Genomic DNA, 16484 nt, shown 5'->3' with positions numbered 1-16484 from the left:
AGGCACAATGGCAAAGTAGAGCGCAGTCACCGAGAAGATCACAACAAATTCTATTCGTGCCATAGGTTTTATTCCTGCGACGACTTAAACGTGCAGCTAGCTGCACGTTTAAGTCGAACAAACAACCGTCCTATGCGTCCCCTCAAATGGTTTTCGCCTATCGAATTTCTTAATGATAGTGTCCAATATGATTGACAAACCTACACCATGGCTTGCCGGCAATATTTTTTTCACTATATTTTTTCACATTGTTCATATCAATATAATATGATTTATGTGCTCTATGAAAAGCAACAAAAAAGTGCCATTTTTCGCACTTTTTAGACTAGCACCTACAAAATTCATCATGATAATTTGTACAAATTTAGTCTTGCAAAAACGTTTAAAATAGTATATAATATATCTGTTAAAGTAAAGTGATTTTGTTTATAACATCAAACCAAATATCAAAGAAAGAAACAAATGTATGAAAATAAAAAAAGAAATAAACCTCTTTGCGGGAATGTTCACCGCAGAGGAAATATATCGCTATGGTGATATCATACTGCTGTTAGGTCATATAATATATCTTGCGCTGTTTTATCGGTTCGGAGTATACCAAATGGTATATTATAACTATTTCAGCGTAGCATTCTATGCAGTGATGTATTTCCTGCTTCATTTTAAGAAGATAGGCAAAATATCATTTACTTACCTTGTGCTTGGCGAGATAATAGTGCACGCCTGCATGGGTGCTTATTACATAGGCTGGTCAGCAGGATTTACGCAGATAATGCTGTGTATAATACCTATTCCATTTTTCATTGTACAAAACAGGAAAGCGATACCATATATACTTTCGTCCTTTGATGTTGTTGTGTTCATAGTCATGCGTATCATAGTCACAAACAGGGTCGCACCTTACAGCTTTGATACCAACAGAGAGAATATCTTATACATTTACAATACTCTATGCAGCTTTATTATAATAATCTATGTATCTTCCATATACATTTTCACAAATGAGCATAACAAGCGTGAAGCAAAAGCACAGAACGAAAAGCTTCAAAAGCTCGCTACTATCGACCCACTCACCCAGCTTTTCAACCGCCGTGCCATGATGGATTTTATCAAAAAGATAGAAAGCAACAGCCGCAGGACAAACAGCGTATATTCTATGTGTTTGGGCGATATTGATGATTTCAAGCACGTTAATGACACATATGGTCACGAAGTCGGTGACAAGGTACTTAGAGCGGTATCAGATGTTATAGCTGGAAACGTGCCTAGCGAGGGCTATGTGTGCCGTTGGGGCGGTGAGGAAATACTATTCGTTGTGCCAAATACAGACACAGAAAGCTGTGAGAAGATAGCAAAGAGCATTTGCCAGAAAATACATGAGTGTACATTTAAAGAAAATTCTCGAAGTTTCAATATATCCATGACTTTTGGAGTTTACTCAGTGACTCCGAACGAAAACTATGACGAGGGTATCTCAAAAGTGGATAAGCTGCTATACAAGGGCAAAAATCAGGGCAAAAACTGCGTTGTATCTAAATAAAATCAAGGCAGCCGTGTAGGAAAAACTCCACGGCTGCCATTTTCATGCCTATTTTGCAGAGAGATATCCTCTCATGTCTACAGAAAGGCGTTCTTCAAGACATATAAGCTCCTTGGCAATGTTCTTGGACTTCTCGTCTGCCGCCTTATAATTGTTGAGATATCCAGACAGGGACTTCACGCCCATATTACAGCCGTCTGTTATAAAATCTGCCACAGCGTCGTCACTGCTCTCTGTCGCAAGCTTGAAGTTGGTTTTAAGCCATGCCATGCCCTTTGCCATAGCTGGCGGCTCTTTTCCGCTGTCATGATATGAATTTAAAAGTCCCTGAAGCTTCTCTTGTATCTCCACATGCCCTGCAAGATTTTTCTCTAACGTTCGCTTTAACTCTCCGCTTGAAGTGTATTTCAGCGAATCCTCAATAGACTGCACTCCCATTTTTATTCCTGCATCGCACTCCCTGAGAAGCTTTATTGTATCCTTTTCTATCATCTAAGTTCGCTCCTTTCATAATTGCAAATAGTTTCCCACAAAAATTTCTCTTTATGCCTGCATAAATTCAGCAAAACTATTGAAAAATCTTTAAATTTGTGATATAATTTCTTCATGGCTTATGCCTGAAGTATATAAGGGGGTATTTTAAATGGGAGAACACAAACATTACAAAGAGTCGGGCAAATTCAGCCCAGTTGGAGCAGTGCTCATGGTGCTTGCAACGGCAGTATGCGGCGGATTGCTTTTCTGGCTCTATCTGCTTTTTAAGGGCTGGTGCACTATCATCTATCTCAATGTTATCGCTGCGATAGCGGTGTCATGCGCACTTGGCTTTGTGGGAGGAAAGATAGTCAGAGCATTCAAAATGCGAAACACAGTTGTGGCAGTTGCCTGTGCAGTGGTGGGCTTTTTATTTGCCTCATATTTTAAATGGGCGCTGTATGATTACAACGATCTGAAAAAATATGGCTATGAGCTTATGGAAGAATACACAGCCTATGATTATTATGACGAGCTGAATATGCTTTTCGATGAAAACACAGACGGCTTCGGTGATTATTATGACTTTTATCACCAGACCAAGGCATATGATCTTTTCAGCAACGATTCAACAGGCGATTTCTCAGACAAGGACATTGCCACCATGCAGAAAAAGTCTGTATGGCAGTTTTTCGAGCTTGACAAGCTCCTTGGCAAAGATAAAAAATCCGCACAGAAAAGCCTTGAAAAGTCATACACCATGAACGCATATGACTACACCTACGATTTCAGGAAGTATGACAAGACAGGCCTTTTTGACATAATCGCACACCCGTCCGACCTTTGGAATGATATAAAGTCTATCAACAAGGAGGGTCGCTGGTCTTACAAGTCATCACATTCATCAAAAGATAACGGCTCGCTTGTGAACGGCACGATCCTGTGGATAGTATGGGGCAGCGAATTTATCCTTCTGCTGGCTTTCCTTGTGGGCGGCGTGAGAATCAAGTCAAAAGAGCCTTTTATCGAGTCTGAGGACGATTGGGCAGAATACAAAAACCTCAAGGATGCATACAAATTCATGGTGCCTGAGGACATAAAGTCATTTAAGGTTTCAATGGAGCAAAGCCCTTACACGCTTTTTGATTATCAGACGGCTGTTACTCAATTCCTGCCTACATATATGGTGATAGATTGCTATGTGAGCAAGTCAGGCAATGAGAATTATCTCACAGTTTATCAACAGACAATCAACCCTAAGAACAAAAACCCTGACACAAAGGTTCTCGTGAAAAACCTCTTTGTTGACGGTGATTTCATGAACAGGCTCTATTCCCTTGCAAATTTTGCTCCGCAAATGCAGGACGTTCAGCAGACTCCGCAGTAAAGATAACAAAATAAAGACATACAAAACAGGATGACTTAGATTTCATCAAAAGGGGATATGATTATTATAATGAAATATGTTAAATATGTATTGATGAGTTTCATATATGCTCTTTTGTTTAATTTAACTGCATATTTAGGAGCAGGGATAGCTTCTGTTATTTCTATATTTATTTTTTTTATTATTTATGCAGCGGTACAGTTGACTTTTTTTGTTAAGTTAAGCAGCCATAATATAAAAATATATTGTTTGGGTGTTATATTGACCATTTGTTTTTCTGTTATAATCGGTTATATATTTTACGATACTGATTTTTTTATTCATATATTTATGGCTTTCAATGGTGATTATGGAACACCTAATGCAGGAAGCGGCTTCGGTATGATTCTAAGTTATAGTCTTAATGGGATAGCATTACTTTGTTCAATTCTAATTGGTATATATAATATACTGACTAATCGACAGCAATAAGTCTAAATAGTTCAATCTAAGTTAGGTGGTATAGAGCATCCTCAATATTTACAGAGTTATTATATTTTTTCTGCTCATTTTTTGCGAATAATTTTAATTAATGTAGGTGTCTGGGTTCAGCAATATTTTATACATATCATAACTAGGAGGAATTGTAGTGAAAAAAATAGCATAGTAGCTGTTATATTTACATTGATTGTTTCTATGTTTTTATCTTCACGAAACATTGTATATGCGGCAGAAGATAAAGCAAGGGCGATAACAATTCATATGCAAGGACTATCTGATGAGGCGTATTATGTTGATCTTCTAAAGATAACAAAATAAAAACATATAAAAAACACGGCTGAAAAAAGTATCAGCCGTGTTTTATTATGCCAATTTTTATATTTTACAGCCAAGCGCCGTAAATAGTTTCCCCTGTAAGCTCACGATATGAGCGCACTCTAAGATCCAACATATCTGCTCTCGCCTTTGCAATGACCTGTGAAGGTGAATTGTAGTTCACCACTATGGCAGGCTCTCTGTGAGATGTGTGGTCAAGCTTATCCTTGACCGCTTCTGCTACCTCATAGCCCTGTGATTTCATTGTAGGCTTGCCCGTAACGATAGACTTGCGGTTAAGCTCCTGCGGCTTTATGACCATCACATTGTCAGACTTTAGCATTATGTCAAACTGAAAATCAGCCGAGTCGCAATACTGACCAATGCCTATAACCGTCACCTTTGCAGTTCCAATGTTCACGTTGTCAGAGTAAACTGTTCTGTAATCAACGTCAGGAATAAGCGTTTCTCCGTCTACAAAAACGTCAAATATCTGTGTTCTCTCCTTGCCAGTGTATGACATAGAGCCACGCATATTTGTGGTACAGCCCACAATAGTGAGCTTTGTTTTTATGCTCATATCCGCACTGTCGCTTCCCTCTTGGATTTTGTCAACAGTGTCAAGAAAAGCTTTCACTTTATAAACATATCTTGTTTTTGGAACAAGTCCATAGTCTGTAAATGAAGTGCCGTCTGTTACAGTAGCTATCTGCTCAAACTCTGCGTCCTCAGCGTCGGTCTTTCTGTAAACATAATAGCCGTCAGCCTGCGACACCTCGTCCCATGTTAAAGTGAGCTTATCAGAGCAGATATCCTGCGACTTTACGTTATCAGGTGCATTCAGAAGCACTGCCGCACTGCCTGTGACGTAAACATCGCCCTTGCTGTTGTCAGCAAAGCTGTTTCCGCTTATTTTAACCTGAGATTTCTTATTAGCTTTTATTCCGTAGCCTTTATTTTTATTGCAGGTGTTGTTGAAAAATTCCACAGAAGCGCTGTTATCAGCCATAAGACCGCTAATACCGTTTTCTTCAAGGATATTGTCAGAAGCCTTACCGCTTCCGCCAGTGAATATAAGTCCATGATTTTTAGACTTCTTAACAGTGTTTTTTATCACATCTGCCTTAGATTCTTTGGTTATCTTTATGCCGTTGGAGCCTGCTGAGGTTATAGTATTGCCTGATATGGTATTTTTATCAGAACCGCCTGAAACATAAACTCCCGACACGCCTGGCTTTTTAATGGTATTTGAGCTTACCTCATTGCCTGAACCACCGCTTATATAAACGCTGTTCTGCTTTGTGCCTGTAAGCTTATTCTTGGTCACAGTCACCTGTGACGATTCGCTGAGCCATATAAGATCCATGGAATAATTATATCTGTCATAGTCATAGCTTATATCGTTAGAACCTATGAAAATTCCCGAAACGTCCGTGAGCCTTACTGCCGAACCAGCTGTTTTTATAGTGTTGTCTACTATCTTCACGCCCTTTACAGTGTAATTGTAATCAGGGTGTGAGTATGACTTTTCAAGCTTCTTGCCGAATATCTGGATAGCATACGGCTGGGGATAATAATATGTACCCACAACGGTTATGTCGTTGTTTCTTATTATGGTATTGGCATTATCGTCAAGACGATCCTTTATACCTGCATATCCTGAATTAGGCACATGGAAATTTGCATTTTCATAATCGGTCATGTACTTGAAATCTATGGCACAGCCAACGTTTTTCATAGTATTGTTTTCAATTATACATTTTTTATGATTAATAAGTACGATAGCTGTTCCGCTCATATTATAAAATGAGTTGCCTGATATAAGTGTATTAGTATAATATACACCAAGACAAGCTGAATGTGAGCCAAGACCTCTTATAAGGTCATGGAATTTGTTGTTCTTTATTACAGCATTGTCGCAAGGGGTATCATCAAAAGGCTCATACGCCGGGAAAACATCACTGTTACTTATGGTATCCAGCTGTATAGCCTCTTTCTGAAATGTTCCCGTATAACCATGAAAATCGCAATCCTCGATAGTGATGCCCTTTACACCGCCTATCTCAACATGATGACCATTGTAATTGTTTTTTATCTCAACGTTCTTTATCCAAAGGTTTTTCATGTGACCAAATCTCATATTAGAAAATGGTCTTGAAGTAGGCGAAGGGTTGCCGTCCCAACAGCCTCCTTCGATAACGATATTTCTCTCGCTGCCATATCCGCCCGCACCATTTGCCTGAGCGTTCTTTATCATACAGCCCTTGTCAAAATTTCTAACGATAGTCGCTCCGTCCTCAAGATACAGCCAAGTGTTTGAATATATCTCCAAAAGCTTGTCTATCCTGTATTTTCCTTTCGGCACAACGACCTTTATCTGCACAGAGTTGGAGCCGTTGTCAATGGCATAGTCAAGGGCTTTCTGTATCGCCTTTGAGGAGTCTTTCTTTCCCTTTTTGTCTGCGCCGAAGTCAACAACATTCACTTCAAGCGCTCCCGAATATCCGCTTATTTCCGCTCCACTGGCTTTTGTGCCGGTGATAGTGGAATAATCATAAGCAAAGCACCTTACTGTCATAAGCATAATGGCGAGTAAACACGCCGTTGCAAAGGCAATAAAGGTGCGAGTGATCTTTGTCAATTCTCATCTGTCCTTTCGTTGTCTTAGGGTTATCGCTGCTCTCTTTTTGTTCTTTTTATCTTTTTAGCAGAACATATTTTACACATATTCAATTATACCAAATCATGCCCCGTTTGTCAACCGAAAAACGTCAAAAAGACCAAAGCAATAACTCACAAAGTCAACACATGATACTTGTGCGTTATCACAACAAAAAAAACTGCGGTGAAAAATTCCACCACAGTTTTTAACAAATATGCCTTTTTATCCTAATGCCACATCAAGTATCATCATAAGCAAGAAGCCTAGCATTACGCCAACTGTTCCCATGTGACCTTCCCCAAGATGTGCTTCGGGGATAAGCTCCTCCACCACCACATAGAGCATTGCTCCTGCGGCAAAGGCAAGAAGCCACGGAAGAAGTGGTTGGATAGCACCTGCGGCAAGAACGGTGAGAAGTCCGAAAACAGGCTCAACAATTCCTGAAAGAGTGCCAAGGCCGAATGCTTTCGCCCTGCTCATGCCCGATTACCTCAGTGGCAGTGCGATAGCCGCACCCTCCGGAAAGTTCTGTATTCCCATGCCTATGGCAAGTGCGATAGCAGAAGCCAGCAGTACCGAGCTGTCATTATGTGCCGCCAGTGCAAAGGCAAGACCCACTGCCATGCCCTCCGGGATATTGTGCAGTGTGATAGCGAAAATAAGCATTCCCGAACGCTTTAGCCCCCTGCGGACGCCCTCTTCCCTTTCAGGCTCAGGTAAAAAATAAGGCATTGCCTTGTCAAGCCCCATAAGAAACAGCACGCCTAGCGCAAAGCCGCCTGCGGCAGGTATCCAGCCTATCCTGCCGAGAGCTTCCGCCTCGTTTATGGCAGGGATAAGCAAGCTCCACACGCTTGCGGCTATCATAACGCCTGCGGCAAAGCCTAAAAAGGCTTTCTGCACCTTTTCGCTCTGCCCCTCTTTTCTCATGAAAAAGACCACAGCCGCACCTAATGTCGTCATAGAGAATGTAAAGCCCGTGCCTGCCGCAGCCCAAAGTAGACCATTCATACTATTATGTTTCCTTTCAGACCGTATTATGTCAGATACAATGACATATCTTAGTCTATGAAAAGCCTTTACGCTGTGTGAAAAAGCCTCTGCCGACAAAATACATTAAATTTGTCTGATATTTTCAGAATATGACCCGTCCCAAGTGAATATAATGTTCTCAGCAGGGCATTACAAGCCCTTTACGATCGTATGATCAGTTTATTTTTAGGAGGAAACAGACAAGATGAACACTATGGATCTTAAGCTTAACAGAGAGATGCTGTCAATGACACGGACTATCCTTGACGCCTCCTGCGAGCAGGCTGTGGAAAAGGATTTTCTGCTGCCCGACTATTATCCCGATATTTTCAGGGTACTAAAATGCGTTATCATGCCAACAGTACAAAGCCATTCCATAAACGGCGGAAAGCTCAGCTTTGACATGGCAGTGCTCATAAGAGTGCTTTACATCAGCCAGAACGACAAGCGGATAAACTGCATCGAGCAGAAAATGAACTACACCAAGTCTTTCGACCTGCAAGGGGATTGCGGCGACCCGATGATATGGCTCACGCCAAAATGCGATTACGTCAACTGCCGTGTGGTAAATCAGCGCAGACTTGATATCAGGGGTGCTGTGACTATCCACGCAAATGTGACGGGCGAAGTAACTGTGCCTATAGTCACAGACGCATTCGGCTGCGGCATTCAGCTTAAAAAGGTTGCTGTTACATACCCTGCAAAACGTCTTACCGCTGCAAAGCGTATCACACTAATAGAGGAATTGCAGCTTTCTGCGGCAAAAGCCCCTGTTGGCACTATCCTGCGGACAGATTGCCGCATTATCCCACAGGAACACAAGATGATAGCAGGCAAGCTTGTGACAAAGGGCGACGCTGAGATAATGATGCTTTACTCCTGCGTAACTACCGATGGAGAAGAAACCGCTGAAACAATGCGGTTTACTCTGCCGTTCTCACAGATAATCGACATAGACGGCATTGACGATACTTTCACCGCAGATGTGAGGATAACACCTGCAGGGTGTGATATCATACCAAAGTCTGACGATTCCGGCACACTTGAATGTGAGCTTGTGCTTCTTGTGAACTGCGTTGCCAAAAAGCTTTCCACCTGTGAGATAGTCACAGACGCATATTCCACCTGCTTTGAGTGCGAGGCTGAAAGGTGTGAAAGCAAGCTTGACAGCGAAAGCATAAAGTTATCTGACAGCCACAGTGTTACTGCAAAGCTTTCCTGTCAGGAGGGCGAGATACGCTGTGTTCACGACAGTTGGGCGACCCTTTCCAATGTGACATCAAGGCTTGACGAGGAAAAGAAAGCCTTTATCATTTCAGGAAGCGTGACGTTCTGTATTATCGGCAGGAACGAGGACGGCACTCCCCTTTATCTTGAAAACGATTCGCCTATTGAGCATGAGATACCCATTCCGGAGAATGTCAATGGTGAGATATCTATATCCCCTGACCTGTGCATAGAAAACTGCACATACTATCTTGCAGACGAAGCAACAGCGGAGCTTAAAGCCGATATCAAGATAGGCGGCGAAATGACTATTCAACAGACAGGGACTATGATATCAGAGCTTAGGGTACTCACAGATAAGCCGAAAGAGAAAAATGACAAATACGCTCTGAAAATATGCTACTGCAATGAGAGCGACGACATCTGGGAGATAGCGAAAAAGTATTCAACTTCCATAACAGCCATACTTGAAGAAAACGAGCTTACCGACGATAAAATATCAAAACAGGGAATGTTGCTTATCCCATTAATGAACTAGGAGGACAGACACATGAAAAACGATATTTACACCGACATTGCCACACGGACGGGGGGCGATATCTATATAGGCGTGGTAGGTCCCGTCCGCACTGGAAAATCCACCTTTATAAAGCAGTTCATGGAGCAGTTCGTTATACCGAACATTGAAAGCGACTACCGCAAGGAGCGTGCCATTGACGAACTGCCCCAGTCCTCCGCAGGCAAGACTATCATGACCACCGAGCCTAAGTTCATTCCTGAGGAAGCTGTGAACATCACCCTAGAGGGCGGAGCAAGCTTCAACGTGCGAATGATAGACTGTGTGGGCTACATAATCCCAAGCGCCATAGGCTACATAGAGAATGAAGCCCCGAGAATGGTGGTCACACCGTGGTTTGACACGGAAGTACCATTCAACATGGCGGCTGAGGTGGGAACGCAAAAGGTCATAACAGAACATTCCACCATAGGTCTTGTGGTGACAACAGACGGCAGTATCACCGACCTTCCACGTGAAGAATACGAGGAATGTGAGGAGCGTATAATCGACGAGCTGAAACAGATAGGCAAGCCGTTTGTGGTGCTTATGAACACCACTGAGCCTTACTCTCAGCAGACAAAAGACCTTTGCGAACAGCTTTCCGACAAATACGGCACTACAGTTATGCCTATAAACTGTTTGGAGCTTTCGGAAAAAGAGATAAAAGAGATACTTACGCTTCTGCTATACTCTTTCCCTGTGAAAGAGATAAACATCTCAATGCCCTCATGGATAAACTCTCTTGACAAGGGTCACTGGCTGAAAGAAGCGGTTTTCGGACATATCAAGGAAGCGGCTTCAGCCGTGACAAATCTTCGTGACATTTCAGACTGTGCCGAAAAGATATGCTGCTGTGAGCAGGTGTCCTCAGGCTCGGTGGCTGAGATAGACCTTGGAAAAGGCTCGGCTGTCATAAAGGTGGAACTTGACCCTGCGCTGTTTTTCAGGATAATAGGCGAAGCCACAGGGCTTGAGATAAAGGACGAAAACGACCTTATGCCGAGAATTTTGGAACTTGTGAAGATAAAAGAACGTTTCTCGAAATTCAGCTCTGCCCTTGATGAAATGGAGAAAACAGGCTACGGAATAGTTATGCCTGAAATGAACGAGCTGACCCTTGATGAGCCTGAGATAATAAAGCAGGGTGGAAAATACGGTGTAAGGCTCAAAGCCGCCGCACCAGCTATTCACCTGCTGAAAACCACTATCAACACCGAGGTAGCACCTATCGTCGGCTCGGAAAAGCAATCTGAGGAGCTTGTGCTTTATATGCTCAACGATTTTGAGGAATCGCCTGAAAAGATATGGGAGTCAAACATTTTCGGCAAGTCACTCCACGAGCTTGTGAGCGAGGGTCTGCACACAAAGCTTTCAAAGCTTCCTGAGGACGCACGCATGAAGATAAAGGAAACTATCGAGCGCATGATAAACGAGGGCTGTTCGGGACTTATCTGTTTTATTCTCTAAGAGTTTCATAAATGAAAATAAACTGATCCACCAAAAAAAGCGTTACACTGTGAAAAGTGCAACGCTTTTTATCTTGTATAAAGTGTTAATTTACTCCCTCTGCAAAGCTGATCGGCACACCGAAAAGCACGCCTGCATTAGGCTGTGAAAGGTCGCCTGTAACATCAGTTATCGCCTTTCTTGCAACATCTACCTGATCGTCTGCAACGGCAACGAAAATTGTCTTGCCCTTTTGTGCAGCATCCTCGCCGCTGAGAATAGATCTCAGAACGCCGATCATAGGCAGATTATCCATTGTAGAAATAGATTTCGCCATTCCCACGCTGTCAATGACCGTTCCGCCTCTTATGCCTGCCTGTGCCAGCGAACGCATGATTTCGTCTACTAACTCGATTCTCTTGATAACCAAAAACAATAACTGCATTTTGATCCGTCCTTTCATCTCTTATTTCCTGAATGACGCAGCCACCCAGTCTTCTTTTTCTCTTATCTCAATAAGCTCAAAGCCTTCTGCTTTAAGCCTGTCAAGCACCTCGTCTTTTCTCTGGTCGATTATACCTGAAACTATGAGCGTTCCGCCGTCTTTGATAAATCCGCCGAAAATCCCGCTCATGCCTATAAGAACATCTGCCACGATATTTGCACAAAGCAGGTCATAGCCTGTGCCTATCTGTTCCACCAGAGCCTTATCGTCTATGATATTTCCGCAGTAAGCTATATACTTTTCTGCGCTTATATGGTTTTTCTCTGCATTTTCCTTTGCTATCTTAACAGAATTTTCGTCAACGTCCACCGCTGTTGCACTTTCAGCACCAAGGAGCAATGCGCCGATAGAAAGTATTCCGCTTCCGCACCCAAGGTCAAGTATCCTGTCGCCCTCATGGAGATTTTTCTCCACAAGCTCCAGACAAAGCTGGGTTGTGTTATGCTGACCTGTACCGAAAGATGAGGCAGGGTCTATTTCCAGTATCTTTCTCTTTTCGCCCTCAGCAACCTTTTCCCATGACGGCTTTATAAGAAGCTTTTCGCCAACGCAAAGGGGCTTGAAATACTGCTTCCAGTTGTTCGCCCAATCCTCTTCCTTGACGTTTTTAAGCTCATATTCAAGTCTGCCGAACTCATTGTTCACGTCACGCTTTTTGAGCGCTTTAAGCTCCAGCTTCATAGCTTCAAGATTTTCAAGACCCTGAGCGTTCTCAGGGAGATAAACTGTCACCGTAGTTTCACAGTTTTTTAGGCCCATAAGGTCATCATCTATATAATCCCAGTTTCCGTCCTTATCATCAAGAAAGTCCTGAAAATCCTTTGCGTCCTTGATAACAAAGCCGTTTATACCCATTCCAAGCAGACTTCCCGTTACTGCTTCGATGCCTTCTGTTGTGGTATATATATCCATTTCAACCCAATTCATAATATCAATTCCTTTCGATAATATCTCATTATAACACATTTTTGCGATTTTGTAAAGCTTTTTGACTATGATTTATTACACAAAATTAAATATTGATAATTGTATATACTTATCAAATATCAACTATAACAAGTATAAACAAAAAGCTTCCCGTCAAAAAACGAAAAGCTTTCATGATCATTTTTTCTTATCGTAAGCGTCAAAGGCTTCCTCAACAGTGCCGTCCACCTGCACCTTGCCGTCTTTTAGGAATATCGCCCTTGTGCAAGTTTCCTCGATAGCCTTGCGTGAGTGGGAAACGAACAGTACCGTTACACCAGTGGCGATAACATCATTTATCTTGTCACGGCACTTCTTCTGAAAATCTGCGTCGCCAACGCTCAGTGCCTCGTCAACAACGAGGATATCAGGCTTGATATTTATATTGATAGCAAAGCCAAGACGCATTTTCATTCCGCTTGAATATGTTCTTACAGGTTGGTCGATATACTCTCCAAGATCTGCAAAATCAATTATATCCTGCTCTATCTCCTTTATCTGATCGTCATTAAGACCAAGTAGATAGCCCTTTAGATAGATATTTTCCATACCCGTCATATCCAGCGAAAAGCCTGCTGTAAGCTCAAGCAATGCGGCAACCTTTCCTCTTACGGTGATAGTGCCACTGTTTGGAAAGCTTACGCCTGTTATCATTTTCAGAATGGTTGATTTTCCCGCACCGTTCTTTCCGATAATTCCCACAGACTCGCCTGGGTATATCTTGAAGCTCACGCCTTTAAGGGCAGGGTGCTTCTTTACTCCCTTGTTTTTTGTGAAAATAGCCTTAAAGCGTGCCTTTTCGTTTTTATATAAAAAGTATTCTTTTTTTACGTCCAAAAATTCAATAATTGGCTCAGTCGCTTGATTTTCCATTTAAAAGTCAGTTCCTTTCAGCCTTTGTTACAGAACGTCAGGAAGTATCTTCCTGAACTTCTTATAGGTGTGCGCTCCGAGGAATATCATAAAGATAAACTCCGCATAGAACACTATAGTTTCGGTGGTATAGTTAGAATCAAAAATAAACGTGTCTGTAAGAAAGCTCTTTCTATAGCCGTTTACAAAATAGTTTATAGGGTTGAAATACATGAGCTTTCTCAGCCACAAAGGTGAGATATCATATGTGTTCCAGAATATACCTGAAAGCCAGAAAAGTCCTGTTATAACAGAGTTTATAAGATTTTCAAAATCCTTGCTGAACGCACTGAGAGGAGCAGTCATCCACGAAAGCACAAGGAAGAAAAAATACATCACCAGCGCATAATAGATAAACTGAAGATTGTAAATACTCGGTCCAAAGCCCAGACACAGCAACACCACATACATTATAGCACACAGCAAAATGTGGATATAAAGTCCCGAAAGTGAGGTAAAGGTCATGATATTTGAAACAGGGAAGGACAGCTTTGTTACAAACTGCTTGTTGCTTCTTATTGACCTCGATCCTCCAACGATACATTCTGAAATATAAAACCACGGCACATAGCCAGTGAGCATGAAAACGAACTGAGTATACTTTCCGTTAATGAAATGCACTCCACCGTTTCTTTTTAGACCTATCTCAAAGGCAAACCACAGTATAAAAAGCGTAAAGGTCGGCTTTATAAGCGCCCACAATGGGCCAAGCGCTGCGCCCTTATACTTCTTTTTCAGCTCGTTCACCGACAACATTCTTATCTGTCTGAGCTTTCCCTTATGCTCCTTCAATATCTGGGTAAGCCCGAACCAATCAAACTTTTTTCCTTCTATTTTTATCATCTCCGTCAAAAACGCTCTTTTCCCAAAGCGCTGTCGATTATTCTTTCCGTTGACCTGCCGTCGCAGGCAGACATATATTTTTCCGTGAAACGCTCCACTCCCTCATGGTCAAAGCTCTTTTCACTGTCAAGCACAGCCTGTGCAAGCTTCTCTCCCTCCGTCACCAAAGGCGCAGGCATATCTGCTTTATAATCAAGATAAAAGCTCCTGCCCTTGCTGTAGCTCTCAATATCAGGGGCAAATATCACCCACGGCTTTTTATACAGTGCATACTCGAACACAAGCGACGAATAGTCCGTCACAAGCACGTCTGCCACAGGCATGAGCCTGTTTGTAGCAATATCGCAGTTAGTCAGCCCGCTGTGAAGTCTGGGGTGCATTTTTATAATGACTTTCCAAGCCTCCCCGAGCTTTTTTTCAAGCTCTGCGGCATACTCCTCGCCCACGCAATGACAATCCAAAGCATTCCCCCTGAACGTCGGCGCATAAAGCACTATCTTCTTGCCCTTATAGTCGGGATATCTCTCAAAGAACTCACGTCTGCACTGCTCGTTGTAGCTTTCATCAAAGAACACGTCCGTACGGCTGACGCCAAGGGGCTTTACGATATCTTCTTTCAGCCTGAACGCAGACACAAAAGCCTTTACGCACTCTTTACTGCTCACAGTGATAAGGTCAAAATTTCTTGTAACAGAGCCTTTGAAATGGGAAGATATATCCTCCTCGCTGTCATAGCCGAACTTTTTCAATGCTCCGCAGGAATGCCAAAGCTGAACCACTGTGGTTTCCTCACGCTTTTTGCAGGAAGTCACAGGCACAAAATAGTTGCATATGAACACAGCCCTTGCATTTGCATAAGCTTTCATAAAGCTCATCATATATTTAAGCCCCGAGACCATTCCACAGCTTGAAAGGTCGCAGTACATCTCCCTGACCTTATAGCCACGGCTTTGAAGCTCCGTTTTTATAAGCTCCATGCTCTCAGGAGTAGAAACGCTGTTAAGGTCTGCAAGGATAACGAGCTTTTTGTCTATATCCTTTTTCTTTGACAGCTTGTAGCACAGCGGCAAAAGCGTTTTTTGCAGTGCTGATTTTATGTGCTGTCTTATTATACGTTTGCGGCTCTCCATTATCCCCTAAGAAACCTCTTATATATCTTGCCTGTCAGCGATTTCGGCATTATGAAAATGAAAAACTGAAAAGCGCATGGAACAATAAAGTCCCACAGGTTTGAATATCCCATACGGAATATCTTCCACCTGACATTCACAAAGGACTTTGTGTTCGCCCAGTTTCTTCTTCTCTCATAATTGTTCGCCGTAACTCTGTACATCACAAGCGTTTTGTCAAGATTTATTCCCCTTGCACCGTCCGCAAGCATTTTCACCACGAACTCATAGTCCTCACAGCGTTTTATATTGCTGTAACCTCCCACGCTCAAAGCACGGGACTTCTTATAAACAAGGGTCTGATTATTGAACGGATTTCTCCGCCTTGCATATTTGTGTATCTCTTTATTGGTCAATGGCGTTTTCTTTGTGGCTATCACTTCGCCCGTCTGACTGTCGAACTCGTCTATATAAGCCCCAAGCATATCTATCTCAGGGTGCTTCGCCATAGCATAAAGCGACCTTTCACAGCGGTCAGGCTTAGCGATATCGTCAGAGTCCATTTTGACTATATACTCATTTTTGCAGGCGTCTATACCTCTGTTAGCACATCTTCCTGTGCCAACATTCTCCTTGAGCCTTATGGGGTGAAAGCACTCGTAATTCTCCTCATAGTAGTCTACGACCTCGTCAAGCTCCTTTGTGAGTTTTCCATCGCACACAAGCACAAAATCGTTCGTCACATAGGTCTGTGACAGCATACTCTCGATACTTGTCCTGAGATGTTCAGGCTTCTCTCCTGCATAAACAGACATAAGCACGCTGTATTCAGGCAACTCCACATTTTTCACTACCATAGCGCACCGTCCTTTTTTCATTCTGTCAAAATTATCCCCACAAATCTGTAAGCTATTCCATTATACCATTAAAACCGCTGTTTGTCAACGCAGGCGAGGCTGTTAAAACAACACAAAAAGGCGTTGTAAAAAAACAGCGCTCAAAGAGTCGAGATTTCCTGCTTTTGGGA

The 16484-nt window shown here is 42.5% G+C and carries 12 protein-coding genes and 1 pseudogene; 4 read left to right on the top strand and 9 right to left on the bottom strand.

Annotated elements, in window-relative coordinates; genetic code table 11:
* Positions 1 to 466: 466 nt before the first annotated feature.
* On the top strand, positions 467 to 1540 hold the full coding sequence (locus WS40_RS08570) for a GGDEF domain-containing protein (protein WP_138339301.1): 1074 nt from the start codon (positions 467 to 469) through the stop codon (positions 1538 to 1540).
* Between the two features lie 48 nt (positions 1541 to 1588).
* Here the strand turns inward: WS40_RS08570 and WS40_RS08565 are convergent, their stop codons facing one another.
* Positions 1589 to 2032 carry a hypothetical protein gene (locus WS40_RS08565; RefSeq protein ID WP_046441689.1) on the bottom strand — a complete coding sequence of 148 codons (444 nt, stop codon included), beginning with the start codon at positions 2030 to 2032 and terminating at the stop codon, positions 1589 to 1591.
* Positions 2033 to 2183: 151 nt separating this feature from the next.
* Here WS40_RS08565 and WS40_RS08560 point away from each other — a divergent pair, with 151 nt between their 5' ends.
* Entirely contained in the window at positions 2184 to 3401 is a 1218-nt protein-coding gene (locus tag WS40_RS08560) for a hypothetical protein (protein WP_046441688.1), read from the top strand.
* Between the two features lie 862 nt (positions 3402 to 4263).
* Here WS40_RS08560 and WS40_RS11575 read toward each other — a convergent pair.
* Together WS40_RS11575 and WS40_RS08545 are read right to left on the bottom strand one after the other, a co-directional pair.
* Positions 4264 to 6774 carry a right-handed parallel beta-helix repeat-containing protein gene (locus WS40_RS11575; RefSeq protein WP_325208498.1) on the bottom strand — a complete coding sequence of 837 codons (2511 nt, stop codon included), beginning with the start codon at positions 6772 to 6774 and terminating at the stop codon, positions 4264 to 4266.
* 306 nt (positions 6775 to 7080) lie between these two features.
* A pseudogene (locus WS40_RS08545) lies at positions 7081 to 7869 on the bottom strand (ZIP family metal transporter).
* 226 nt (positions 7870 to 8095) lie between these two features.
* Between WS40_RS08545 and WS40_RS08540 the strand changes: the two are divergent.
* Entirely contained in the window at positions 8096 to 9655 is a 1560-nt protein-coding gene (locus WS40_RS08540) for a DUF3794 and LysM peptidoglycan-binding domain-containing protein (protein ID WP_046441686.1), read from the top strand.
* A gap of 12 nt (positions 9656 to 9667) precedes the next feature.
* Positions 9668 to 11143 carry a stage IV sporulation protein A gene (spoIVA, locus tag WS40_RS08535; RefSeq protein WP_022288481.1) on the top strand — a complete coding sequence of 492 codons (1476 nt, stop codon included), beginning with the start codon at positions 9668 to 9670 and terminating at the stop codon, positions 11141 to 11143.
* Between the two features lie 85 nt (positions 11144 to 11228).
* Here the strand turns inward: spoIVA and WS40_RS08530 are convergent, their stop codons facing one another.
* From WS40_RS08530 to WS40_RS08505, 6 genes are all read right to left on the bottom strand, one after another.
* A complete protein-coding gene (locus WS40_RS08530; RefSeq protein ID WP_022288482.1) occupies positions 11229 to 11567 on the bottom strand; it encodes a hypothetical protein in 339 nt (112 codons plus the stop codon).
* 21 nt (positions 11568 to 11588) lie between these two features.
* Entirely contained in the window at positions 11589 to 12554 is a 966-nt protein-coding gene (gene prmA / locus WS40_RS08525) for a 50S ribosomal protein L11 methyltransferase (RefSeq protein WP_046441685.1), read from the bottom strand.
* Between the two features lie 177 nt (positions 12555 to 12731).
* The gene (locus tag WS40_RS08520; protein ID WP_046441684.1) at positions 12732 to 13466 is read right to left on the bottom strand and encodes an ABC transporter ATP-binding protein; all 735 of its coding nucleotides are present in this window, start codon (positions 13464 to 13466) and stop codon (positions 12732 to 12734) included.
* Positions 13467 to 13493: 27 nt separating this feature from the next.
* Positions 13494 to 14348, bottom strand: coding sequence for an ABC transporter permease (locus tag WS40_RS08515; RefSeq protein ID WP_325208497.1), 855 nt, complete (start codon positions 14346 to 14348; stop codon positions 13494 to 13496).
* A gap of 5 nt (positions 14349 to 14353) precedes the next feature.
* The gene (locus tag WS40_RS08510; RefSeq protein ID WP_046441682.1) at positions 14354 to 15478 is read right to left on the bottom strand and encodes a CDP-glycerol glycerophosphotransferase family protein; all 1125 of its coding nucleotides are present in this window, start codon (positions 15476 to 15478) and stop codon (positions 14354 to 14356) included.
* Complete coding sequence (locus WS40_RS08505; protein WP_046441681.1) at positions 15478 to 16314, bottom strand: glycosyltransferase; 837 nt, start codon at positions 16312 to 16314, stop codon at positions 15478 to 15480. Before WS40_RS08505 ends, WS40_RS08510 begins: the two co-directional genes overlap by 1 nt.
* Between the last annotated feature and the right edge of the window lie 170 nt (positions 16315 to 16484).

It is taken from the genome of Ruminococcus sp. N15.MGS-57 (genome assembly GCF_000980385.1).
Taxonomy (GTDB): Bacteria; Bacillota; Clostridia; order Oscillospirales; family Ruminococcaceae; genus Hominimerdicola; species Hominimerdicola aceti.
This window is presented reverse-complemented; position numbering and strand designations above follow the sequence as displayed.